The following is a 24,540-nucleotide window of genomic DNA, read 5'->3' on the forward strand; positions in this document are numbered from 1 at the left end:
ATTTAAATTGACCTATCTTTTTGGCTACAATTTCTCTCCAAAAAATCAATAATCATTCTATTGTGTAATATTTATGTTCGTTAGGACGCTGTTAATACAAACTTAACATGATTTTAACCGACTAGATTTATTTTTGATGCAGTTAACAACTTCTAACATTTGGAGATAATTCGGCATGAAAAAAATATTATTAAACTTCGCTTTTCTTTCCATTATTTTTTGCTCAAATGCTCAAAATAAAATCATTAGCCCGCCGTCTAGTTTTGCAAGCTCATTGGCCTCTCAACCATTTTTATTTTCGGTAAACACACTTACTGCTGAAAATCAAAAATGGAACATCCATTATTCTGGAAGCTATGGAGAGCGGGCTTCAGGACAGTTTGGTTATGATGGTTTGGGTCAACAATTTGGCGTTAAGGGTTATTTAGGGAGTCGGTTTACCCTTTACGCAACGGCATCGGTTGGTTTTGCCAACGGTGGAGGAATCAGTTCTGCGCAACAAGCCGAAGTTATTAGAGATTTGATTGGAGGGAAGGAAGCATTCGGTTTCCGGCTTGGTGCCGGGCTGGGGCTTAGTAGAGATTGGTCTAACACAGGCTCGGCAATCAGCCGGATTTCAGCTTCTTTTGATCAGCTTAATTGGCGATTGGTTGGTAATTTGCGCTTTGAAAAAGCTTTCGATAAAACACGAGATAAACTTGATTTTATTTCTGGTTTAGGTTTTCAACATCAAATCACCAATGGCTTTTATCTAGGCTTTGAGGCATTAGGACAAGATTTGGAAGGCTTTTGGGAAAAAGACGAAGCAGAGGGAGGAGCCAAAGTTATGGTTGGGCCATCTATCAATCTTTCCCCAAGTCGCTCAAAATTATCATTTTCTCTATCTGGCGGACCTGTGTTTTATGTCACACGAAGTTCAGTTGTTCCATCAGAAGCTATCCGCGAAATTGGTTCCATTGCATCGGGTAATGGTTACACCATTCGTGCTCTAGTTAATTTCAATCTTCATAAATAATAAATATTCTACAATGAAAAAATACCTTTTCATATCTATGTTTGTACTTGTTTTTCAGGGCGTTTATGCGCAATGGCCAGGGAAAATAGAAAGTACACAACAAATTCTTTTGCCAAACGGTTGGAAGTTAAGTCCTGCTGGGCATTCTCTACAATTGGGCGATTTACCCTTGAACATGCAGGTTAGCGCTTCGGGAAAATTTATCGCCGTTACCAATAATGGTCAAAGTACGCAATCTCTTCAACTTATTGATGCTAAAACAGAACAGATTTTAGATGAGAAAATACTCAAAAAATCATGGTATGGGTTGGCTTTTACAAAAGATGAAAAACACATTTACGCATCTGGGGGAAATGATAACATCATTATAAATTTCAGTATTCGTAACAATAAGCTGGCAGAAAGCGACACCATAAAGCTTGGAGAAGCTTGGCCAAAAGGAAAAATAGGGCCTGCTGGCATTGCCGTAAATAAAACCAACACCAAGCTTTTTACGGTAACAAAAGAGGATAGCAGTCTTTACGTTATTAACCCAACTACCAAAACGATAATTAAAAGAATTCAACTGCATGCAATTGCATACAGCTGTGTACTTTCTGCCGATGAAACTAAATTATATGTTTCTTTATGGGGCGGTAAGGCGATTTCGGTTGTAGATGTGGTTGAAGAGAAAATCACTGGATCTATTCCAGTGGGGGATCATCCGAATGAATTATTGTTGAATAAAAAGGGGAATTATCTTTTTGTAGCCAACGCGAATGACAATACGGTTTCTGTGATTAGCACAACCGATAATAAAGTTATAGAAACAATTGCAACTACGTTATATGCAACTCAGCTTACTGGTTCTACTACAAATGGTCTTGCGCTAAGTGTTAATGAAAAATCTTTATACATCGCCAATGCGGATAATAACTGTTTGGCTGTTTTTGATGTAAGCAAGCCTGGAGCAAGTCAGAGTTTAGGTTTTATCCCAGTTGGCTGGTACCCAACAAATGTTAAGGTTATTGGCTCGAAAATCTTAGTAACCAATGGTAAGGGCAATACTTCTATGGCGAATCCACAAGGACCGCAACCAATTTCTAAGGCCGATAATAGTGGCTATCAAATGGGAAGTACAGCGACTAATAAACTTCAATATATAGCAGGTTTATTTAAGGGAACACTATCCATTATTGATTCACCAAAGCCCGAACAATTAAAAAGTTATACTACACAGGTTTACGCGAACACGCCATTTAGCGATAAAAGAACGATCATGGCCGATGGGGAGGAAGGCAATCCGATCCCTCGTAAACAGGGCGAAAAATCACCCATTAAACATGTGTTCTACATCATTAAAGAAAACCGTACCTACGATCAGGTTTTAGGAGATGTAACGAAGGGTAATGGTGATTCTTCGCTAACCCTTTTCGGGAAAAGAATTACGCCAAATCAACACGCTCTTGCAGAGAACTATGTGTTATTGGATAATTTTTATGTAGATGCTGAAGTAAGTGCCGATGGGCACAACTGGAGTATGGCTGCCTACGCAACCGATGTGGTTGAAAAAACCTGGCCTACAAGTTATGGCGCTCGTGGCGGATCGACAACTTTTGAAGGTGGCAGACCCGTAACTTATCCAAAAGGAGGTTTTATTTGGGATTATTGCCAGCGTGCCGGAGTTAGTTATCGCAGTTATGGTGAGTTTGGAGATTATGCAAAGGCCAATATCAAATCTCTGCAGGGCCATATGTGCCCAAGCTCTCCAGGCTTTGATATGGATATAACCGATCAGGTTAGGGCAGATGCCTGGATTCATGATTTTGATTCTCTGGTGGTTGCCAATTCGGTTCCGCAATTTAGCACCTTAAGAATTTCCAATGATCATACAAGCGGGCAGAAAAAGGGTAAAGTATCTCCACAATCTGCCGTTGCAGATAACGATTTGGCTGTAGGAAGAATTTTAGATAAACTTTCACACAGCCCTGTATGGAAAGAATCTGTTGTGTTTATTCTCGAAGATGATGCTCAAAATGGTCCTGATCATGTGGATGCGCATCGGTCTCCTGCGTATGTAGTTGGCCCTTATGTAAAAAGAAATACAGCCATACACACCATGTACTCTACTTCGGGTTTTTTAAGAACGATGGAGCTAATTTTAGGATTGCCTCCAATGAGCCAGTACGATGCGGCCGCCGTTCCTTTATATGAGTGCTTTACCAGCAAACCAGATTTTACTCCATACACTACAATTCAGCCTACAATAAATTTAGACACCAGAAATGTAGCTGTGAATGAAAGTAGTAAACGATCAGAACTTTTTAATTTTGCAAAGGAGGATTCGGCTCCTGATTTGGATTTAAACGAAGTAATCTGGAAATCGGTTAAAGGTGAAAAATCGATTATGCCTGCGCCTAAAAGAAGTGCATTTGTTATTTTAGAAAAGAAAAAGAAAGACGACGACGATTAGTATCAACAGTTTTTATTTCGAAAGTTAAATCCTTGTTTGACAAAAACAACGCTATAAAATCACACAGAAAAACCTTTTATCAAAAGGTTTTTCTGTTTTTGCACCTTGTTACACCTGCCTTGATTTTAAATTGTAGTTAGAAATTTTGCGAAGAATATATTATCCCATCATGATGTAGAGTGCTAATAAAGTAGCAAAAAGTGCAGGTATCATGACCAAAGCACCAGTTTTAAGGAATGTCCATCCCGAAACTGATAGCCCTTCTCTACGAATCGCAACTAACCAAAGAATTGTAGACAGTGAACCTGTTAGTGATAAATTTGGACCTAGATCGATTCCTATAACCACAGATGCCCTGACCAATCCGGAGACATGAGCAGACTGAATTGCATGAGCGGCTATTAAACCGGCAGGCAGATTGTTAAATAAATTGGAAGCAAAGGCAGCTATTATGCCTCCAAAAAGTGCTGTGATAGATTCAGATTTTTGAGTTTCTAGGCTTAGAAGATCTGATAAATGATCTAGAATGCCTGTCTTTCCAATCCCGACCACAAGGATAAATAAACCAGCAACCAATGGGATAACTGACCAAGAAATGCCTTTTAAAATTGCATTTGGTTTTTTTTTGGCAACAATTAAAACAATTAAGGAAGTGGTTAGCCCCATTATTGCCGTCATCATTCCGAGCGATATGCCATTCATTGATGCAATCATTAGTACAATTGAGGTAATCAAGATCCCATATGCCGCTACTTTTCCGGCTTTTGAAAGGTTTACGCCAAGAATATCCTTTCGGATACTCACCTTTAATTCTTTTCGCTGGGAGAAGCGTAATATCAAAAATGTTATTGTGATAGAAGTTATGGAAGGAATCAAAAACATAGGGATCCATTGAGTGAGCGTGGGCAGATCATTTCCATAAATAACCAGATTTGCGGGGTTTGAAATGGGTAGCAGAAAAGATGCAGCATTAGAAATAAATGCACAGATTAATAGGTAAGGCAAAGGATTCTTAATTCCTGCAGCCCGAACTCCTACGGCAACAGCCGGTGTAAGCACAACGGCGGTTGCATCATTTGACATTAATGCTGTTACCACGATTCCAACTAAATATATCATTAAGAAAAGTGCCGATGCAGAACCATTGGCTTTTCTGGTTGCAATATCTGCCAGCCATTCAAAAACACCTTCGTTTCGAGCCGTTTCAGCAAGCATCATCATGCCCAATAAAAACAGGTAAACATCTAAGCCCTTCAAAATTCCGCTCGTTGCATCGGCAAAAGAAATCAACTTAAAAATAAGAAGAAGCGCAGCGCCTGCAACTGCCCAAACCATTTCTGGAATTTTGAAAGGTCGAATAATTATTCCTGCAATGGTGAGAATTGCAATTAGAAGGATGTAGAAATTTCCCGTCTCCATTAGGTTTTTCTAGTTAAAGACTTCCCTTCATTAGGTATTCCGCAAGCCGATTTAAGGAGTGGGGAAAAATAAATCCATAGGACAACCGAGACAAGAGCAAAGCTTCCCAAAATTAAAAAGGAATACTCATATCCAGTGCCTTGAGAGATCCAACCCCCAACAGCCGGGCTAATTGCTGCACCCAAACCCTGAATGGTCATCACCGCACCCTGACCGATATTTACTCGCCCTGTTCCATTAAGGATATGGGCGACCAAGCCTGGTACAGCAACGCTCTGTAGGCCGGCGCCAATTCCATCTAAAATCTGTACCGGATAAAGCCCTATGTGACTAATCATTTGGGAGGCAATAATCCCTCTTAGTGGCAAGGAAAGAAAAGAAATTAGCAAAACCAGCCAATAACCGCTCTGCTCAGCAAGTTTCATTGCGAACAGTGATACCCCTACCATGACCACCTGTGCAATAATGATGGTTAATGCGACAAACATAATTGGATTTCCTATATTCTTATTTGCTGCAGCTATGCCGTAAAGTGGCAACATTGCTCCATTTCCCAGATGGAAAAAGGCAAGTGCGGCAGCGAGGATTAAAAGCGGTTTGCACTGCAACAAAATTTTGATTCCCCCAGCTTGGTCTTCTAAATTAGAATCTGAAAGTCCTCTCGCAGCTCTGTCATCAATTGATTTGGATGGAATCATTAGTGCCGATGTGATGGCTAGCACCCCAAATAGAGCAGCAAGTAAGAAAACAGCGGGCATCCCGTACTTCATCCCCAAAAAACCCGATAATGCAGAACCAACCACATTACCAGCATGATTATAAGCTTGATTGTAACCGTTCTGTCTGTTAAAGCCTTTCTGTTTTACAATGCCCAAGGTAATGCCGATTACCGCCGGGCCTAACGCCGAACCTGCAATCGCTGTTGAAACCTGTGAAATGGAGACGATCCAGAAGTTTTGGGAAAGTAGAATGAGCCCCGAAGCCAGGACTGTAAATATTGCGGGAACTACCACAAATAATTTCTTTCTTTTAGTAGAATCAATTAATGCACCTGCAGGTGCAGTCATAAGCATCCCAGCAACCCCGCCAATTGTCATTACCGTTCCAATCAAACCACTCTTCCAGCCTTGAGCCAAAAGGAATATTCCAAGAAAGGGTCCTATTCCAGCCTGCATATCGGCCATGAAAAAGTTCAGCGCCTGCAGCGGCTTCTTAGGGATGTTATTTCTCATGAAAATTTTGGCAATAATTATCACACTAACAACATTTTAGGTATTTATGTTTTCTTATCTCGTTAAAATTAAAACGGATTTGATTATAAACTAGTTTTTCACCCCAAATTTTGATTTTAGCTTACAAATGCCATTTACTTTAGATTATTTCTCATGCATTTTGCAGACAACTCTAAGGAGTAGGTGCCGAATATGTATCATCACGCTTTATCGCAAATTTCCTTATCTTGACTGGGCAAATTATATTTTCATATAAAGATGGATCACACTAAAAAAATTCTCCCCTTTGCCAACGGAATTGCTCTTATTCTGACAATTTTGGTCAACTACCTTTCTAATGCTGGGCTAATGAACGGCAATAGTATTAAAATGGTTTCTGACAGGTATTTAAATTACTTTACGCCGGCGGGCTATGCCTTTTCTATATGGGGCATCATTTATCTTGGGCTTCTGGGTTTTATTTTTTATACCGGAGTAAATGGTAGAAAAGATCCGATCAAATCCGCTATTGTGTCTAAAATCGGCTGGTGGTTTGTTCTGTCCTGTGTGGCGAATGCCCTCTGGGTAGTTGCATGGTTATATGATTATACCGGAATTTCGGTGGTGATCATGGGAATTCTTCTTTTTTCTCTGCTGAAGATAGTAGTCAATACCCGAATGGAACTCGATGCTCATCCATTGAAGGAATATCTTTTTGTATACTGGCCATTTGCAATGTATTCTGGATGGATTACGGTAGCTTTTGTAGCGAATATTTCTGCCTATTTGACCAAAATTGGCTGGCAGGGCTGGGGGATTTCCAGCATCAATTGGGCAATCATTATGATCTGCGCAGCTGGATTGGTTAATGTGGTTATGGTTTATACCAGAAACCTTCGAGAATTTGCAGTTGTGGGAATTTGGGCACTATTGGCTATCTCTGTTTCCAACAATCATGATCCTGCTCGGGAAAATATTGTTTATGCCTGTTATGCCATCATTGTTATTATCGCTGCATTTGTTATTAAAAGTGGTTTGAAAAGCGATAAGCATTCGGTTGATAGTATGTGATAAGTGGCAGATATGTTGCTGATTTACTTTCTGCTGAAATAGTAGGTGATTTTGCGGTAGCGTAGGAGCGGTAAGAATATATTACTAACCTTCTTTAGCGATGCTACTTAAAGCTGATTATGGCACAGCAAGATGTTGTTATTTTATTATTATCTATTTGATATCCAATTTCTGCTTTACTCAAAACGTTCTCAGTTGGTAAGCTATAATTTGATTAAATAATGGAAACTGTTTATATTGAAAAAGCTCCAAAACACTGGTTTTGGAGCTTTAAATAGAGTGGCGACTACAAGGATTTTAACCAATCTACAACTTGTTCACGGGTTTTTCCCGTTTTTTGCTGTAGTTTTCCGTAAAGTTCATCATCCTTTCCTTCTTCGTACTTTAGATCATCTTCAGTCAGATCTCCATAGGCCTGTTTAACTTTTCCTTTTAGCTCATTCCAGGCACCTTTTAATTCTAATTTGTCCATTGTATTTGATTTAAGTGTAACTATTTTATGTTAATTTTTCTGCTCTTATCGCTTTCAATTTTCTTAATGAAAGGCCGGTTATAATTTGTTTCCCGCTTTAATCTGGAATTTCCCTTGCAGCGTAAATGCTGTCAACAACATATTTACTAAATCCTCTCCAGGGTAGGCTACTTTTATATTCCCTGTAATGCAGTTCATAAAATTTGCCACTGTTTCCCATCAATTTTGCCGCAATGTTTTCATCAGAAACAGAAAATTCAAACTCATTGTTTTGCAGTGTTCCGGTTTGTCTGGAGCGGACGCCACTCTGAATGAGTTTTCCCTCATTCGTTTTAAAAATATAGCCCTTCTTTACAATGTAATTCAACTCTCCAGCCTTAACGCCTTCCCCGAAAACAAAAAAGTAATTATAATAAGCCAAGCCGATAAGCAGTAAAATGGCAATCACCGCAGCAATGGTTCCTATTCTCTTTCCTTTAGTCATATTTTTATTTTATTAATCAATAAGGTTAAATCCTTTCCACAGGTTTTGTTTCAATGATTGTGAGGCGTTTTTTTGAAGCTAAAACTGCTCCGAAACTCGCACTAACTGCGCCCAGTATCATGCCGATAAAGGAGAAGATGGCAAATTTTGAAAGGGCAGATGCCATATCATCGCCAATCTTTCTTGCTTTTTGTTCTGCTTCTACTTTAACTTCCTTAACTTTTTCTTTGGCGGTCTTTAGAGTACTCACCCAGTTTTCAACAATCTGCTCCGATTCTGCCTGGCTTTTTCCACTTCTGTTTTTTACAATATTTACTAATGCTTCCTGATCTACCGCATTGAAGGTAGAATCGTTTTCAGAAAATAATTTGGAGAAAAGGGCATCAATTTTTTGCTGTGCCTCCTGAGGGTTTTCCAGAACTGCTTTTCCTGTTGATTCTCCTTGATTGGATGCCTGATCAATTTTCTTGTTTAATGCATTAGGCTGTAATTCTTTTTTCTCTGTCTGTTTTAGCAATAATTCTGCCTCACGTTTCATTTTTCCAAATGTGTTATCATCAGCGCCCAACTGGTCTTTGATCATTTTACCAGCTTCAGGAGCTACTGCCTTGATTCCTTCTCCAGCAAGTGAAAATCCCTTAGTAATTACCGTGCCAACACCGCCTACAATTTTTCCAACTGATGAGGTAATTAGGTACATGTTCAAAAATGTAAGCAGGCACCAGGTCAACAGCCCATGCAATATTAGATCTGTTTTTTGTACGTGGTTAGAAAACCAGCCTGCAACCCAGCCACCTGTGAATACGGAGATCAGCATGGTAACGATCCACCAGACTAATGCGCCAGTGCCAAGGCCACTAAAAGGTTTAGCCTCATCAAGTGGATTGATGCTGCCAAAGCCAATGCCCAACCCCAAGAAACTCAATAAAAGTTGAATTGCAATGGCGATGAAAACCCCTGCGATTACTGCGCTCCAGGATAAGCGACTGATAAATCCGATGGCAGACTTATCTCTTAATGTATCAATTTTGTGTTCCATATTGTTATTTTTATAGGTAGATGGATAGAAATTATTTGAAGAGCGACTAGAAATGGCGAAAGCCTTTAGAAATTTGTGTTTTATATTGAAAAAATGCTGCTTTCAACAGAAAGCAGCATTAAAACTTGGTTACTAATTGTTAATATCTTTTTTTACCTTATTGGCAGTTCTCTGTCCCGGTAAATAGATCTGAAAACCGAAAGATAAATTAAGGTTGTTCTGTGTTGTAGCACTTCCAAAACCTACCAGTCCATTGTATTTTAATAAGGTTTCTAATCCGATGTTTGGAGTGATGAAATAGGCAAAACCAGGTCCAACACTAAGGTTTAATCCGTTGGTGTTGCCACCGCCTTTGCTTACGTTAACGCCACCTATCCCTACGGTTGCCTCCGCAAAGAAACGTCCGTGGCGAAGAACCTCAACATCTTGCCCAGTATAATATCGGCCCAATGCGCCAACTCCGTAGCTCGTTGTTGTATTTGAATTTTTGGCTGTTTCCAGTCCAAAATTTGCATAACCACCCAGCGCTACATTATCCTGAATAAACCAGGCTGCTTTAGGGGTAATGTCTACACTGAAGATTTTCGGATCATCCAGTCCAAGGTTGATATTGGTCAGGTTTCCACCCACTAGTACATTGCCTTTTTGGATCTGTGCATTTGCAGCAAGGATAGTGGTTGCTGAAATAATTACTGTTGCTAAAAACTTTTTCATGATTGATTTTGATAATATTAATGGATTAGTATAAAGTGAACTCTACGCGGCGGTTTTCCTGGCGTCCTGCGGCGGTTTTGTTAGTTGAGATTGGTTGATCAGGTCCATAGCCGGTGGCTTCAACTCTGGATGCATTAACACCCTGAGATACCAGATAAGCTTTTACAGATTCTGCTCTTTCTTTTGATAAACGCAGATTTAATTCTCTACCACCAGTATTGTCTGTATGTCCAGCCAATTTTAAACTAAAGTTTTTCTCTATTAAAAGGGCGGCAACTCTGTTCAATGTCGAGTATGATTTTGAACGGATAGTTGATTTGCCTAAATCAAATTCCAGATTTGAAATCGCATCTCTTACTACCTTGCGGTCTGCTTCGGTAATTACAGTTGTTTCTTTGATAATGGTAGTTGGAGCAGCTAAAGGACATCCTGAGCCATCAACAACGGTGCCTGAAGGCGTGCCAGGGCATTTGTCAAACTTGTTGGCAACACCATCATTATCATCATCCGCTAAATCTTTAGCATATTGTTCTCGATCTCTTGCGGCGTTTTGCTCTGCGGTAGACAACGCTTTTCTTAACTCAGCGCTTTCTTCTGCGCTTTGTTTGCGTAAATCAGCAACTGCACTGTAGTTTTGTAGCTGAGAATTTTCTCTGTTTCCCAAAGCAAATTCCAAACCTGCATGAGCGTAAGAGAACCTGCTTTCATTGTAAACATTTTTTACGGTTTGTGATGATTTAATGAAGTTGATGTCGTAGCCCAGATCGATATTGATTCCTTTGGCAACCCCAAATTTAAATCCAACTCCAGTCGGGATAAACCAGCCCTCTCTTTCAGAAAATACTTCAGTATTTCCAAGTTGAGCATCTGACGACATATAACCTGCACCTGCTTTCAGATAAGGAATTAAAACGGCATTTTCAGTATTTAGGCTGAAGTTAGCAATGTTCAAAACTGCAGTTAATGAGCCTGACCAATTGATACTGTTTTTCTGTTCGATGGTGCTAATACTATTTAAGGTTTTGATTTCGCCGCGTAAAAAGTCGGCCTGCAAGCCCAAAGCTGGCAAGATCTGCTTTTTGATAAAAGCGCCATAACCAATACTTTTAAATTCTCTGGCTTTTACGCTTCCGCCACCTATAAAGGTATTTTGGCTTAAGATACCGCCATGCGCTCCAATATTCCATGTTCTTAAAGATTGTTTGCCAAACCTGCCCGAAGCAGTAGGGGTTTCCTGGGCAAATAATTGAGTTGATAAGCTTAACAAAGCGATCAAAATTGTGGGTTTTGTAAATTTGATATTCATCTTTTGGGTGTTTTTATTTATTTTAAGCTGTAATTCAATGTAAGTGGATAGCTATAAAAGATTTGGCCGATTCGGGAACGCTTAATCACCCACCGTACAAAAACTGTCGGCGGGCAGTACATTAAATGCACCTCAGGATCAGGGATTCTCCTTAAAATCTTATGATTTTTAGATCAGATGTATGGAGCTCAGCCCTTTGATGGGTTGAGGTACTTTACATTTTTAGCAACGTGTGGATAGAAGCTCGGATAATTAAAAATATTTTTTTTCATGGTCGTGTCATATTGGTAAGAGAGCTTCTCAGCCCTCAGGTAAACACTTCAAAGAAAGTTATTTGTATTTTTAGTAGAAAATGCGTTCGTCAGAAAGCCTTACCCGTCCGATAGAAGGTTTAGGTTAATCGTCGAGATCAATTGGTGATCTAAAGATTATAACCAGGATTTAAAATGTGATTTGAACTGCTGGCGATATTGATCAGTAACAGGTATGACCGCTTTACCGATTTTGACTGTATAATGCTGAATGGCATCTATCTTATCCAATGCGACAATAAAAGATCTATGTATGCGCATAAAACGTTCTGGTGGCAATAAACGCTCCATTGCTTTCATGGTCGATAGTGCCGTGATCATCTTTCCACCTTTGGTAAAAATATTTACATAGTCTTTCTGGCTCTCTCCGTAAAGGATTTCATTAATGGCTACCCGGATCAATTCATGCTCTACCTTGAGGAAGATAAATTCTTCTGCCTCACTTTTTTGGACTGTTGGCACGAGATAATTTTTGGCTTTAAAAGCAGCTTTGAAAAAATCCTCGTAAGTAAAGGGCTTCAAAAGGTAATCGATAGCATCTACTTTATACCCCTGTGAAGCATAGTCGCCAGAGCCACTGATGAAGATTATCCTTGGCATATCCTTTCCATATTGATCATAGAGTGTTTTGGCAAAACTCATTCCATCAATTCCCGGAAGATTGATATCTAGTATGATCAAATCAATATCTGAACTGCCCAGAACATCGATGGCTTCAGCTGGACTGCCATGTACGGAAACCAGATGAAGGAAAGAAGTTTCTCGAACAAACTCACTGACATAACTGCTTACCTCAGGATCATCATCAATAACAATACAGTTAAGCTTATTCCTCATGAAATTGAAGGGTAGGAGTGATGTTGATGGTATAGGACATTTATAGTTATGCGCTTTATTTCGCTCCAAAGGTAACTTTATCTTGGAGAAAAGGAAAGGTGAGCCCGGTAAAATTTCACAGGAAGTATCTCATGGCAACCTCAGCACACAACATCGGCTACAAGCTTTCACTTATAACAGTTTAAATTTCAGACCTAATAAGAAAAAGGAATTAATAAGGGATTGAAAACTGCACCGTACAGCCTTGGCCTTCATCACTTTCAAGTTCAATGTTACCACCCTGGAGCTTTACCAGATGGCGACACAAATATAAACCCAAACCTGTTCCCGGCTTTTGCCCGCCAGCCTGGTAATAAGGGGAAAATAGTTTAGCCTGCTTAGCTTTGGCAATCCCTGAGCCTGTATCCTTTACGCTTACGTTAAGCAAAAAAGAGTCTCCGTTTTCCCGGAGCTCAGCCGTTAGATTCACATAGCCTTTGTCTGTGTATTTAATCGCGTTGCTTAATAAGTTAATGAGCACCTGTTTAAGCCGTAAATCATCTCCGTTTACGCTTGCATCAATCCTTCCCTCAAATTCAAAATTCAAATCAATTCCCTTTCTTTCAGCCATAAAACGCATGGCCTCTATCGAATCGCTGATTGCTTGGTGGGGAGAAAATGGGTTTACTTTTAGTTCAGTTGTGCTTTGCTCCAATTTACTAACATCAAGAACATTGTTCACCGTTTCTAGGAGCAGGGTGGAGGACAATTTAATGGAGGTGATTTTTTTCTCCTGTTCAGGCAATAAAGTCGTTCTCTTCAACATAAATACCGCACCGTTGATGGCCATTAATTTATTGCGGATCTCATGGCTCATAATAGCGAGTATCTCTGACTTCTGTCCAGCCAGTCTGACAGCCCTCGAATTTTCCATAATGTACCGCCTTTCCGCACCGGATGCCTTTCTTATATAGGCTATTAGGATGATGATAAATATCAGAATGAATACAGATGCTATGGCGGTGAATGTGTTTAGATCGCGAGAAGTGGATCGGTACTCTTGGAGTATCTCTTCCCGGCTTTTCTCAAATGCTACCCGTTCGATACCCTGAACATCGAGTAAAAGCTGGCGCAGTTCGGTGAGCAGGTTTAAATTTGCCAGAATCATTTCCTGGTTTGACTGGCCCAACAGCGCATACTGTTCACCAAGTGCGCTCAATAAATTGCTCTGGTTAGTCTCAATATTGGCATTCTGTAAATTTTTGGGCTGCTTGATCGTCAATACTTTGACTTTAGAAGTATTTTTGACGGCATCTTTTAACCGTTTAATCAGGCTCCTTTTGGTCTGTTCCCGATAAACCGAAACTGAGGTATCGGTTCGCATATTACCCCGCCTAGAGGCGTTTGCAGATGATCGGTCATTGATGGAGGCTAAGGTTGTTTCCTCAAGGAGTGATGTAAATCTTTTTTGAAGATCAAACAGCTGTTGCGATACCGCTATTTTTTGCTGAAGCGCGAGCGCGATCTGCTGTTTGCTTTTCGGTATGTGACCATTTCCGTCGGCTTTATAGCGATTGATGATGCCTCCCATCTTCGCAAAAATATCCTTAAGATGTTTTTTATAGGCTTCTAAATCACCCGTCTGCCCATTAGCACTTGCCTGCCGAAAGCTGTTTTCGGTTAAGTTAAGATCAACTAGGAGCCTGTTGATTGCAGGTTGTTGCCATGGCTGGTGCAGCTGGCCGCTTAAACGATCCAGTTTAGTGGTAATGGTGTGTCGGAGCATAAATGACCCGGCTGTAACTATAAAGGTAAATATCAGAAAAATAATAAATAGTTTTCTGATAATACCGGTAAAACGCTCGGACTGGCGGTGATTGATCATCAAGGATTTATTTTCTTATTTGATTATGGTAAAACACATGCTTTGCTCAAAACGCTTTTTTAATCCAACGGTTGTTTTTATTTCGTCCTTCTGCTGGGTTTCAAATTGTTTCTACGCTGGCTTTATCTTAAGTGAAAAAAAGTTTTTTTTGTTTTAAATATGTTCAAAATAATTTCCTTCCTGAGAAATGGAAACATCAGATTATTTCTATGAAAAATTAATTAAATTAAATTGAAATAAAGATCAGAATCGATTAACCCTAATTTTTAGTGCCCTCATTCATCGAAATCCAGTTTCCAGATCTTGTTTTACAGCTAGTTATTTCATCCTGTTGGATGCAAACCAAAGGAGCAAAACAAATACTGTGATGTAGGATAGAGGTAAGAGTACAATTTTTGCATCATAAAAATACGTCACAAACCAAATAGGCATTCCATTAACCTCATCATTAAGGGATTGGAAAACGCCCTTAACAAGAAAGAAGGTTATGAATATGATCAGTAAGATAACAACAATGTATTTATATGTAGTATTCATACTACATATAAACCAGCTGATTTAAAAATTGTTTTATCTTGGGTGATGAAGATAGTTAACAGCCTTGTACTGGTCCAAATGGAAATTAATAGGAAATAATCTATCCGTTAAAAAATCTTGTGGTGAAATAGGGGCTGGATGATGATTTTTAAAGCCTCTTGATGTATGTTTTTTTTTCACATAGCCGTTTCTACATTGATTTCACTTGTTCCTTCTGTCCTCAGCCTGCGTAGGCATGGATATGGGTCACTAATTGCGGTGGCCCATAACTAGGATTGATTACTTTAATGGTTAGGAATGGTTTGTTATCCCGCTCCAAAAGATTCATCAAGGTGTGCAACTATCTGTGCCATAAAGGGCTGTAGCTCTGCATCAGTTGAGGAATATCCGTTAGGTGAATGGAGGTCTCGCTCCAGAGCACCGATAAATTTACCTCCGATGCTTACAAAATACAAATCATCATCCGCATTAATACTGACTTTAACCTGCTTTCCGGTTTCGCCATGCGGCAACTCAAATTCTCTGGTAATCCCTTTCATATATCATGAGTATATTGTTTTTTTACTTTGCCTTTTAGGGTTGCTTCCAGAACAGGGTTTGTCTGGCCAAGAAATCTTGGAACCTGTCAGAAAAGATGGCAAATATTGCAAAGCTTGTATTTATTTCCAAGCCTGATTATTTAAAAAAGGCCATTTTTGAGTCTTAGAGACGGATTTTTTATTGTGGTTATATAATTTTGACTTTTTTTTGACAAACCGGTTTTGGCCATCTCTTTTGGCCTATGGAATGATTTGATGCAAATTTTACAATTTAAGAGAGTAATAAGGCTCCAATAATAATCAGGAAACACTGAGAGATGTCTGTTCCGATGATCATCCTGATACTTTCTTTTTGAAGTGATTAACTCATCAATTGATATTATTAACTCTTTTACGGAATAACTAAAACATTGAGGAATTCTTCGTTGTTGCTTTTAAATACTAAACACTTTAGCAATGATAAATAACGAAGAAAATAAACGAACCGAAAACGAAATTAAACCGATCGAGGGAAATAATGGCTTGAGAGGTGATAATACAGTTAAGAATCCTGATGATTGGACAACAGGCGATGAGCCAATGACTGGTGCACAGAGTTCCTATTTAAAAACACTTTCTGATGAGGCTGGCGAACAATTTGATGAAAGCCTGTCAAAAGCCGATGCATCTAAACGAATTGATGAACTACAGCATAAAACCGGGCGTGGTTTGGACACCAATTAGTTATTGAGATATTGTAGTTAGCACCCGCAGGCTGACTAGAGAAGAAGTCGATTTTAAACGAGAAAATTTTTGAAACAGGATTGGTATATGGTGCAGAGAATATGGATTATGATTTAAATGAGCCCGATAAACGAAAATCTGCCATTTGATATTAGCTTAATTCGAATCAGAATCAATAACACTGGAAACATATCCTCTGTGAGTTTGCCCATGCGCAAGTTCCTGCTGCCTATAAAATTCTAGAAATGGAAAATGCTCTGTTGAATAGCTTCGGCCCCTTTAAAAAATTATCTCCAACGGATGTTATTTTATAGGTATTAGGAAACTGAATTATTTTGGCAGATCCTCGGACACCAGAAGATCCGTATTGAAATGATTGCAGAGCCCTTGGATTCTTGCAGAGCCTCACGGATCTTTCCGACTTTAATTATAAGCGAGAGTTTCTGATAGCAAACTAAAAGTACTGAAATCTAATGAGCTTGCATCAGTACCTGCTATGTATTGAGGAAATTTAGTATTTGGGTTTGTGGCAATAGACTTGTAATTAATCATCGTTTTCTTAAATTTGATGAGGCAAACCCAGCATGCCAGCGAACCTTTATATTGTATGCAAGCAAAAAGAAGCAATGGAACAAACGGATAAAGACGGAACGCTGTTTTTGGTGGAAGAACCTTTGGAAGAGGTAATCAATAGCTTTTATCATCTGTTTGTTGCGCCAGAAGCAGAATCCATCACAAGGCATGTTTGTCCAAATCTGGAAATGATGCTGGTATTCAGTTTTGGAGTACCAATCCGCATTTCCTTTCACAATAATCCTCTATATATTGAAGTGACGAGGCGTACTGCTGTAATCGGGCCACTCAGACAAATGCTGAACTATGAACTGTTGGCTGGTGCTGATGCGCTGGTGGTTAACTTTAAGTTTAATGGATTTCAGCGCCTATTTGGCATGCCCTTAACTGGGCTGACCGGTGTGGGCACAACAGGTGCAGAAATCTTGACGGATGACGGTCGTTTTGATCGCCTTTGGGAAGAACTGGCGGCCTTGCCCTCAGCTGAACAAAGAGTTGGCCTGCTAAAGCGATCAGCCTTAGGTTTATTAAAGGAAAACGACCAGGTAATCCAGGCGGTAATCGGTAACCTCGCCCGATTTTTCAACCCCTGTGTTGATCCCGTAAAGGCCATCGCGGCCGATACCCGTCTTTCAGAAAGAAGTATTCAGCTGAAGTTCCAAAAGCATACTGGTTATTCTGTTAAAGAGCTGCTCCGCTTTTTGCGCTTTAAAGAAGTTGTTGCCTACATTCTTGCCCGGAGCAATCAGAAGATAGCTGTCTTTGATTTGATCGCTATACATGATTATCACGATCAGAGCCACTTGATTAAGGACTTTCAGTATTTTTTGGGCATGGCGCCCCAGCAGTTTATCAAAAACCTGAACAATGGAAGCTTCTGCGTTGTGAATGATACCTACCCGGCACAACCATAACTTATATTATTCCTTCATAGCATTAATGGGTGCGTTACCGGATGATTGGTCTGGCCCAAAGCAGAATAGCTGTGGCTATTCGCTGTTCCATTGATAGCAACGACATTTCGTTTTCTTACAATTTTCCCAAGATCTGTACCTATACATTTGTACTGTTCATAAATTAAACAGCAACAAAGATGAAATCACTTACAAAAAATGAAATCAGTACCAAGGATCATTCTGTGAATCAAAAGAACATCGAACCTTTGGAACAAACCAGTTTTGATACCACTGAAGTAATCATGCCGGGTATCGTTGAGCCAGAGGGATTATTGGTAAAAACCCGTGTGTTGGGTAACCCTGCATCCGGGCAGGTGAGTATAAAATTGGAAGCCAGTGGTATATGTTTTGCCGAGCAGTCCATGCGCCGTGGCAGGTATTACGAGCAACCCAAGTTTCCTTTCGTTCCGGGTTATGACCTGGTAGGTAGGGTGGTTGCGACCGGCCCCGATGTTGATCCGAGCTTATTCGGGAAACGGGTTGCTGCTCTGACAAAGATTGGAGGCTGGGCAAGCTATGTACTGCTATCGGCGAGCGACCTTTTGCCTGTTCCCGAAGCTATCGATCCGCTGGAAGCTGAAACACTAATTGTTAACGGCATTACGGCCTGGCAGATGTTGCACGTAAAGGCCAAGATCAAGCGTGGACAAACCATCCTTGTTCATGGTGCCAATGGCGGTGTGGGAACAATTCTTTCACAACTGGCAATTTATGCAGGGGTACGGGTAATTGGAACGGCTTCACCTCGCCACCACGAAACGCTGCGGGCACAGGGCGTACAGCCGATAGACTATAATGATATTGATTTGGCTGGGAGCGTGCTCAAACTTGCGCCCGGTGGCGTAGATGCAGTTTTTGACCATCTGGGCGGCGCAAGCTTTGCCAGATCTTTTGGTCTGCTTGCCAAAGGTGGCGTGCTTGTGTGTTATGCCATTGCCTCGGCATTGAATGATACTGGAAATATTCTGTTCCCGTTCTTGAAAGTACTGTTGCAACTGGCTTGGTGGAACATCCTGCCCAATGGCCGCAAAGCTTATTTCTACAATATCTGGGACGGAAAGGGTAGTGAAGCTTTTCAGGCACAGCTGAGGGAAAATTTTGCGCAGCTCACCACTCTGCTAGCAAGCGGGGTGCTTAAGCCACAAATTGCTGCCCAGTTTCCTCTGGCTCAGATTACAGCTGCCATGAAATTTGCAGAATCGCGGACAGCTTATGGCAAGGTTGTGCTTGTGCCCTAAATTGTGGATCTGTATTGCTTATGTTCGATGTGGTACCGAACAGCTTGTTTACGGGATCAACGTTTGGAAACGAAGCATCTTTTTTATTGTGCTGCTTTGTGAAAATGTGGGTCAGCGGTTGGCCTTCAATACCGCATTTTGAGTTAAAAATTATTTGAAAACCTGTTATTTATGTTTAGCTTTCGGCAACATCGTGATCAACAAGAAAAATTTGAGATGGGGATAGACCAAAAATTTGAATCGGATTTGGACGCTTTTAAAAAAGCCTGCCTTCGGATATTGCCAAGTCTTCAACCGGCCGACTTTGATTTGATTATGCCGTACCTGCATCGTAGATATTATGATAAGGGAGATTTGATATTGAGTGCCAACGAGGTGTGCGAGAAAATATTTTTCCTAAATACAGGGTTTGTACGGATGTACTATCTAGATGATAACGGAAATCAGATCAATTACAGGTTTACAGAAAGCGGTAACTTTTTTGTTGATTTTCAGAGTTTTCTTACCAAGAAACCTTCCCGTTTCTATTGGGAGGCCATGCAGAAGATAGAAGTGATCACCATTGTTGACCAAGCCGTACAGGAAATTTATCTGGCCTCAAATACCTGGAACAACTTCGGGAGGCTGATGGCTGAACAGGTCTACCTACAACTTAATGAAAGGGTAGAAATGTTGCTTTTTATGCAGCCCGAAGCGCGTTACCTTCAGATGCTATCAAAATATCCAAACATTACCAATCAGCTTCCCCAACTGCACATCGCTTCCTACCTGGGAATTAAGCCTGAAACACTCAGTCGGATTCGGAAAAGAATAGTTAAGCGCTGATTTCTTGACCGAAGTCAATGGACGACTGGAGCGTAAGGGATAATTTTGCCGTACAAATAAAATAAAAAATGGTAAAATTTTCAATTTTCTTGCGCAAACACCCAAAAATGAGTCATGATGAATTTGTACTCTATCACAAAACTATTCATGCCAAACTGTTTACATCCTTAAAAGTAGTCAAGGAACATGTAAAAAGGTATGTCCAATGCCACGCCCTAACTGTTTCGATCCCTGGTTTTCCCGAGATGTATTATGATGGAATAACAGAGCTCTGGTTTAGTGATGAAGAATCAATTGTCAAGGTTTTTGGCGCAGATGAATACCTGAAATTGGTAAGGCCCGATGAAGAAAAATTCATTGCCATGAATGAATGCAGCTTTTTGATCACAAGGGAAAATCCAGTAATCTAAAATACAATTTAACTCATGGAGAAATTTACATTTCAAGGGAACATCAACCTTCCGGTAGAGCAGATCGATCTATATGACTGGCTCATCAATATTACAGAAAACGACTACAAAAGTTTTTCAAAAGCCCATAGGGCATTAGGCCTAACCAAAATTGATGGTGTGGAAGGCATGATAAATGTGGAAAGTATTGGCGGGAATTTATTGGTGCAACATTACAAAATACAGGAAAGGCAAAATCATCTGTTAACGCTTTACTCCCAAAAATCAGACGCTTACCTTTTTCATTTGGTGAAAGTAGCTGTTGGGGTTGAATGGAAAATGTCGGTTAAGAAGAAGGATGGGGCGAGTAGTGTCTTTAGCTGCGAAATAGGAGTAGCCTATCCAAATAAGTTGCTTAAAATAGCATCGTTGTTGGTGGCTGGCCGTTATTTTTTGCGAAAGCACATTAATGAAGAGGGACCGCTGTTCGCTAAAAGTATTGAACAAAAATTTGGGAAATGTGTTGGCCTTGCTGAGCTATTATGAGATTGCCCTCATCGAATGTGAGCTCGATGGGATCATTGGAAAATCCCATGATGCCGGCTTTGTGCTTTACATATTCCGCCAACTGCTTGCCTAGGCTGCACAAACCAATTTATTTGACCCCTTTGCACCAATTTTAAATTATTTGTAAATGCTTTGAAAATAGTGTGTTATAATATTTTTTTTATTGGTGATACGGGATCAATCTTCTACGGTTTATCCACTGCATTGTTGAAAAGGCAGGAATGGGCTTTATAACTTCCTCTACCAGGCCATGTGTGATTTGTAAGATCTCCATATCCTCCAATGCTTCTATGTAAAAGCGGCTTGGTGTCAATTTGTAAAAACTTTCAAAATCGCCTAACCACCAGTTTTCAACACTTAACTTTAATATATGCTCATGTCCTTTTTCATCGACCGTAAATGTCTTGGCCGCCCCTTTTACAATGAATCCAGTATATTTACATATATCCCCTTCCTGTAAAAAGTATTGTCGCTTCCTGATTTTTTTTGATTTGAAATGCGCGAAAAATACTTGCTTATCATCCTCTGAAAGTGTTTTGCCAGACAGGTTTTGAACGTAATCAAACAGCGCTTGAAAATTTTGCATCTTTAAAATTCTTAATGATAATCTTCAAAAATAGAACTTTCAAGTTAATAATTGATGAGGAATATGTGTACGATCATTCAGGTAGAAAAAAGGAAACCTATGAAATGATTATGCGCAGCAATAGAATCTTAATTGGGGCTTTTGACCCAGTTTTGGTCTGAGTACAAAAATGGTTTTAAATTTTGAACAGAGCATAATAAAGTGAGGCTACAATCCAATCACTTTCTTTAGCTTTCTCTATTCAAATATCCCATGTGGCCAATCACTTTCGAATTGATCTTGCCATTTACATCCGTCACTACATGAGCAGGAAATCCGGTACTTGCACTCAGTATTTCTTTAAGCTGGCTAACAATCTTATCATCAATAAATATATGCGTGTATGGAATTTGTAGACCGGCAATTTTTTGCTTCCACAATTAAATATTAGAACCGCCACGTGTACAAATATATACGTATTCCACGGGTAGATCTTTATTGGCTTCGTACAGCTTTTTACTATTGGGAAGATCTCCTAGGCATGGTACGCACCAAGTAGCCCAAAAATCGATAATCAATGCTTTATTGGGGAATTTCAGTTTTAAATTAAGCATAAAATCATCTACACTTTTTAGTTCCTTTAGCTGAATAATTCTGCATCGAATGCAAATTTTGAAAGTGGAGTGCCTATGGTTATAGTTTCTATTTTTTTTAATGCCGCCAGCACGTAAGTCCTTACCAATATCGTAGATTTTACAGAAATATATTTCTCAAGCGCAATGCACAAATTATAATAAATTGCAGTCTTACTGTACTGCGCATTATTCATGAAGATGACTCCAACATGAGAGTAATATTTTGCCAGTGCAGACAGGTGGCCGCTTTTTTTACCAAAGGGATCACTTTGGTAAAAAAAAGCGGCCACCACCTTGGTGTGATCTGCATCCTGCTCCATAATAGCAGCGTTATACCACAATTTAGAATGATATAGGTACGACTCTTTTACTTTGAAACCCGAAAATAAACTATCTCCGGTGTGGATTGCTTTCCAACATTTAGCCGTATCAACGGCCAGGTATAAATCGGCCTCAAAAAAGTAAGAGATGGCTTGCAGATAAGGATAGTCATTTGCCAGCCGGCGTCCGCGAATAAAATACTTTTTTGCCTTTTCAAAATCGTTTTTATTAGACCAATAATGTGATAACAGGAAACTTGTTATCGCTTTTGTGCTGTCATTACCTACGCGTACAAAAGTAAGGTGTATGCTATCCGCATATGCTTTGTCATTGACTGGAGCTCAATAGAAAATTTGCCAAACCAGATCAAGACTTTAAAAAAAACGATCAAGTAAAAACATGCTCTACTTAATCGTTTTTTTAAGTTAATCTACAAAATGGGGACTTTTTCAGTACCCTTTACCAAAAGTGTGGGACTTTTTAAACTGATTGGTTGATTGATTAGAAAATGAAAAATAAACTTGCTTGGATACTATTGTTTTTCATTTCCCCACCTAGGTTTCCAATGTTGACGTCTGAGATTTTTTCAAGTCCATATACATATCTTGCACCGATGCCTAAACCCATTTTGGTCTGGTATCCAAGGCCGGCAATAGCACCGTAATCTAGTTTCTTGGCAAAGTCCGTACCGCTGAAGTTCGCAACCTGCTCATCGATTTTGAAGCTTACTTGGCCACCTATTTCACCATAAAAGCCAAACTCAGATCGGTATTTGATTAATAGGGGGATGCTAAAATAGGAAAGTTTGAGATCCTGAGCCCCCAATGGACCACTTAGAACTTTTGCGCCTTGAGTTGAAAATAACAGCTCTTGCTGTATCATTAAATTGTCGGTAAATTTGTATGCAACCGTTACCCCGCCATGAAATCCTACCAGTGGATCTGTGGCAAATCCTGCATCTGTGAAATCATTGTAGTTTGCACCAGCCTTTAGACCAAATTCCATTTTACCAAGTAGTTTTTTCCCGAATCCCTGGCTATTTGCGCCAATTGACCATAATGCAAAACACATCAAAATTAATAATGACTTTTTCATAAAATTCTTTCTTTTAAATTTTTGTTTTTAACAAGGCTGATTTTGCCTTTTATTTACCTGACAAATATGGATAATAAGGGATCTTGGATAAAGAGTAATCTAAGTGAAACGGGCAAAGTTTGGCTCGAGACGTTCAATTTCTTTATTAAAATTTCCTCTATAATCCTCATTAAGCCACATAGCTATGTACAATGCTTTTTGGTAGGCGGGTTGATTATCGCCCGAAACAGTAGTAACTGTTTTTGATTATAGTGCTTATTGGTCAGAATGCGATAAACTATTTTAAGCGCAGATTAAGGTTTCTTTGGATGGTGCAAGCTTGGCGAGGCCATGAGGGAACACTTGATTAGGGCTGAGGCTTGATTTGTGAGGTAGCCTTACAGCAGTGCGGCTTTTCGTCAGCACAAGCTAAAGGTTGGTAATAAGTCAGGTGTTTTACTATTTGGGAAACACCCCCCTAAACGATATTGATAAATCAAAAGAGCAATTACTCCTCATTAGGCATGGTGAAATTGTTAATTGAACTCTGCAAAAGCTTTAGGAACTAGGTTATGAAAGCCTACAGGGTTAGTGACTAGGGGAAAATCAGGTCTCCATCGCCAACCTAAAGGCAAATATATGCTGCTGGAGGTATTGAGCTCATGCCTAAAGTCTTGTATGAATAAGTCTCCGGCATGAGGTTAATTTAAGTTTTATCTTATATTCGCTGGTTACCTTATGTTTTCCAGTCCATATTTTCCAGATCAGAGAGGGTAGAGACTGATGCTTGCGTTGGAAAGACCGATTTAATTAGTACATCGTGCAGCTGCCGATCCATGTCGGTACAACAGTCTGATAGTACGGTAATTTCAAAGTCTTTATCAGCTGCCTCCCGAAGTGTAGAAAGTACCACTCCACTTGTCGCTACCCCACTTAGCATCAGATGGCTTATGCCATTGGCTCGAAGTACAAGCTCTAGGTCACTTCCCGTAAAAGCACTTACTCTTTTTTTTGTTACGATGATGTCTCCTGTATCCGGTCGAAGACTTGGGTCTATATCCATAGCAGGTAGGTTGGATAAGCCACTTAAACGGGCTTTGCTTGCACTAAAGATTTTATTGTTTTCTCCAACCTCTGGCATACCAGGTCGGAAATCAACCATTACGTAAATAACTGGTATGTCCCGCACTCTCGCGAAGCCGATTGCCTTTGAAACCTGTTCAATGATCTGGGAATAGTCGTGAAGGTGACTAATAACCGCTGTCTGCATGTCCATAACCAGAAGTGCGGCGCCATGTTTTTTTTCGTTGTTCATTATATCTCAATTGACGTCCCCCCGAAAAACTTGGCCATTCTAAAGTAGAAAAATCGGGCAATTATTGATAACTTAAAACAAATAATTG

At 39.9% G+C, this 24,540-nt stretch carries 25 protein-coding genes; 10 read left to right on the top strand and 15 right to left on the bottom strand.

Going from position 1 to position 24,540, the window contains the following annotated elements:
• The first annotated feature begins 175 nt into the window (after window positions 1-175).
• Window positions 176-1,015 carry a hypothetical protein gene (locus H7U22_RS19580; RefSeq protein ID WP_187073036.1) on the top strand — a complete coding sequence of 280 codons (840 nt, stop codon included), beginning with the start codon at window positions 176-178 and terminating at the stop codon, window positions 1,013-1,015.
• A gap of 13 nt (window positions 1,016-1,028) precedes the next feature.
• Window positions 1,029-3,467 (top strand): bifunctional YncE family protein/alkaline phosphatase family protein, encoded by a 2,439-nt coding sequence (locus tag H7U22_RS19585; protein ID WP_187073037.1) that lies wholly within the window; start codon window positions 1,029-1,031, stop codon window positions 3,465-3,467.
• Between the two features lie 159 nt (window positions 3,468-3,626).
• Here H7U22_RS19585 and H7U22_RS19590 read toward each other — a convergent pair whose 3' ends face one another.
• Both H7U22_RS19590 and H7U22_RS19595 read right to left on the bottom strand, forming a co-directional pair.
• Entirely contained in the window at window positions 3,627-4,886 is a 1,260-nt protein-coding gene (locus tag H7U22_RS19590) for an arsenic transporter (protein ID WP_187073038.1), read from the bottom strand.
• A complete protein-coding gene (locus H7U22_RS19595) occupies window positions 4,886-6,118 on the bottom strand; it encodes an MFS transporter (protein ID WP_187073039.1) in 1,233 nt (410 codons plus the stop codon). Before H7U22_RS19595 ends, H7U22_RS19590 begins: the two co-directional genes overlap by 1 nt.
• Window positions 6,119-6,376: 258 nt before the next feature.
• On the opposite strand from H7U22_RS19595, the gene H7U22_RS19600 reads away from it, so the two are divergent.
• A complete protein-coding gene (locus tag H7U22_RS19600; RefSeq protein WP_187073040.1) occupies window positions 6,377-7,168 on the top strand; it encodes a tryptophan-rich sensory protein in 792 nt (263 codons plus the stop codon).
• Between the two features lie 286 nt (window positions 7,169-7,454).
• Here H7U22_RS19600 and H7U22_RS19605 read toward each other — a convergent pair whose 3' ends face one another.
• The 8 genes from H7U22_RS19605 to H7U22_RS19640 all read right to left on the bottom strand — a co-directional run bounded on the left by H7U22_RS19605 (window position 7,455) and on the right by H7U22_RS19640 (window position 15,271).
• Window positions 7,455-7,640 (bottom strand): CsbD family protein, encoded by a 186-nt coding sequence (locus H7U22_RS19605; RefSeq protein ID WP_187073041.1) that lies wholly within the window; start codon window positions 7,638-7,640, stop codon window positions 7,455-7,457.
• Between the two features lie 97 nt (window positions 7,641-7,737).
• Window positions 7,738-8,124 (bottom strand): hypothetical protein, encoded by a 387-nt coding sequence (locus tag H7U22_RS19610; protein ID WP_187073042.1) that lies wholly within the window; start codon window positions 8,122-8,124, stop codon window positions 7,738-7,740.
• A gap of 25 nt (window positions 8,125-8,149) precedes the next feature.
• Window positions 8,150-9,163: a hypothetical protein gene (locus tag H7U22_RS19615; RefSeq protein ID WP_187073043.1), complete on the bottom strand. Its 1,014-nt coding sequence runs from the start codon at window positions 9,161-9,163 to the stop codon at window positions 8,150-8,152.
• 132 nt (window positions 9,164-9,295) lie between these two features.
• On the bottom strand, window positions 9,296-9,877 hold the full coding sequence (locus H7U22_RS19620; RefSeq protein WP_187073044.1) for a hypothetical protein: 582 nt from the start codon (window positions 9,875-9,877) through the stop codon (window positions 9,296-9,298).
• A 25-nt stretch (window positions 9,878-9,902) separates the two neighbouring features.
• The gene (locus H7U22_RS19625; RefSeq protein WP_187073045.1) at window positions 9,903-11,183 is read right to left on the bottom strand and encodes an OmpA family protein; all 1,281 of its coding nucleotides are present in this window, start codon (window positions 11,181-11,183) and stop codon (window positions 9,903-9,905) included.
• A gap of 428 nt (window positions 11,184-11,611) precedes the next feature.
• Complete coding sequence (locus H7U22_RS19630) at window positions 11,612-12,331, bottom strand: LytR/AlgR family response regulator transcription factor (RefSeq protein ID WP_187073046.1); 720 nt, start codon at window positions 12,329-12,331, stop codon at window positions 11,612-11,614.
• 211 nt (window positions 12,332-12,542) lie between these two features.
• Entirely contained in the window at window positions 12,543-14,195 is a 1,653-nt protein-coding gene (locus H7U22_RS19635; RefSeq protein ID WP_187073047.1) for a sensor histidine kinase, read from the bottom strand.
• 842 nt (window positions 14,196-15,037) lie between these two features.
• Window positions 15,038-15,271: a hypothetical protein gene (locus tag H7U22_RS19640; RefSeq protein ID WP_187073048.1), complete on the bottom strand. Its 234-nt coding sequence runs from the start codon at window positions 15,269-15,271 to the stop codon at window positions 15,038-15,040.
• A 456-nt stretch (window positions 15,272-15,727) separates the two neighbouring features.
• Between H7U22_RS19640 and H7U22_RS19645 the strand changes: the two genes are divergently transcribed.
• Window positions 15,728-15,994, top strand: coding sequence for a DUF3072 domain-containing protein (locus tag H7U22_RS19645; protein WP_187073049.1), 267 nt, complete (start codon window positions 15,728-15,730; stop codon window positions 15,992-15,994).
• Between the two features lie 423 nt (window positions 15,995-16,417).
• On the opposite strand, the gene H7U22_RS23345 is transcribed toward H7U22_RS19645, so the two are convergent.
• Complete coding sequence (locus tag H7U22_RS23345) at window positions 16,418-16,546, bottom strand: hypothetical protein (protein ID WP_262890378.1); 129 nt, start codon at window positions 16,544-16,546, stop codon at window positions 16,418-16,420.
• Between the two features lie 32 nt (window positions 16,547-16,578).
• Here H7U22_RS23345 and H7U22_RS19650 point away from each other — a divergent pair, with 32 nt between their 5' ends.
• The 5 genes from H7U22_RS19650 to H7U22_RS19670 all read left to right on the top strand — a co-directional run bounded on the left by H7U22_RS19650 (window position 16,579) and on the right by H7U22_RS19670 (window position 20,521).
• On the top strand, window positions 16,579-17,481 hold the full coding sequence (locus H7U22_RS19650) for an AraC family transcriptional regulator (RefSeq protein WP_187073050.1): 903 nt from the start codon (window positions 16,579-16,581) through the stop codon (window positions 17,479-17,481).
• A gap of 179 nt (window positions 17,482-17,660) precedes the next feature.
• Entirely contained in the window at window positions 17,661-18,761 is a 1,101-nt protein-coding gene (locus H7U22_RS19655; RefSeq protein WP_187073051.1) for a medium chain dehydrogenase/reductase family protein, read from the top strand.
• A 171-nt stretch (window positions 18,762-18,932) separates the two neighbouring features.
• The gene (locus H7U22_RS19660) at window positions 18,933-19,586 is read left to right on the top strand and encodes a Crp/Fnr family transcriptional regulator (RefSeq protein ID WP_248284812.1); all 654 of its coding nucleotides are present in this window, start codon (window positions 18,933-18,935) and stop codon (window positions 19,584-19,586) included.
• A gap of 68 nt (window positions 19,587-19,654) precedes the next feature.
• Entirely contained in the window at window positions 19,655-19,996 is a 342-nt protein-coding gene (locus tag H7U22_RS19665) for an EthD domain-containing protein (RefSeq protein ID WP_187073052.1), read from the top strand.
• A gap of 15 nt (window positions 19,997-20,011) precedes the next feature.
• Window positions 20,012-20,521, top strand: coding sequence for a hypothetical protein (locus tag H7U22_RS19670; protein WP_187073053.1), 510 nt, complete (start codon window positions 20,012-20,014; stop codon window positions 20,519-20,521).
• Between the two features lie 181 nt (window positions 20,522-20,702).
• On the opposite strand, the gene H7U22_RS19675 is transcribed toward H7U22_RS19670, so the two are convergent.
• Window positions 20,703-21,128 carry a Crp/Fnr family transcriptional regulator gene (locus H7U22_RS19675; RefSeq protein ID WP_187073054.1) on the bottom strand — a complete coding sequence of 142 codons (426 nt, stop codon included), beginning with the start codon at window positions 21,126-21,128 and terminating at the stop codon, window positions 20,703-20,705.
• Between the two features lie 14 nt (window positions 21,129-21,142).
• Here H7U22_RS19675 and H7U22_RS19680 point away from each other — a divergent pair, with 14 nt between their 5' ends.
• Complete coding sequence (locus H7U22_RS19680) at window positions 21,143-21,289, top strand: hypothetical protein (RefSeq protein WP_187073055.1); 147 nt, start codon at window positions 21,143-21,145, stop codon at window positions 21,287-21,289.
• A gap of 458 nt (window positions 21,290-21,747) precedes the next feature.
• On the opposite strand, the gene H7U22_RS19685 is transcribed toward H7U22_RS19680, so the two are convergent.
• From H7U22_RS19685 to H7U22_RS19695, 3 genes are all read right to left on the bottom strand, one after another.
• Window positions 21,748-22,062, bottom strand: a complete 315-nt coding sequence (locus tag H7U22_RS19685; RefSeq protein WP_187073056.1) for a hypothetical protein — start codon at window positions 22,060-22,062, stop codon at window positions 21,748-21,750.
• Window positions 22,063-22,564: 502 nt separating this feature from the next.
• A complete protein-coding gene (locus H7U22_RS19690) occupies window positions 22,565-23,158 on the bottom strand; it encodes a porin family protein (protein ID WP_187073057.1) in 594 nt (197 codons plus the stop codon).
• Between the two features lie 715 nt (window positions 23,159-23,873).
• Complete coding sequence (locus H7U22_RS19695; protein ID WP_187073058.1) at window positions 23,874-24,452, bottom strand: cysteine hydrolase family protein; 579 nt, start codon at window positions 24,450-24,452, stop codon at window positions 23,874-23,876.
• Window positions 24,453-24,540: the final 88 nt, after the last annotated feature.

Origin of the sequence: Pedobacter fastidiosus (genome assembly GCF_014306625.1) — a bacterium.
In the GTDB taxonomy this organism is placed as follows: domain Bacteria; phylum Bacteroidota; class Bacteroidia; order Sphingobacteriales; family Sphingobacteriaceae; genus Pedobacter; species Pedobacter fastidiosus.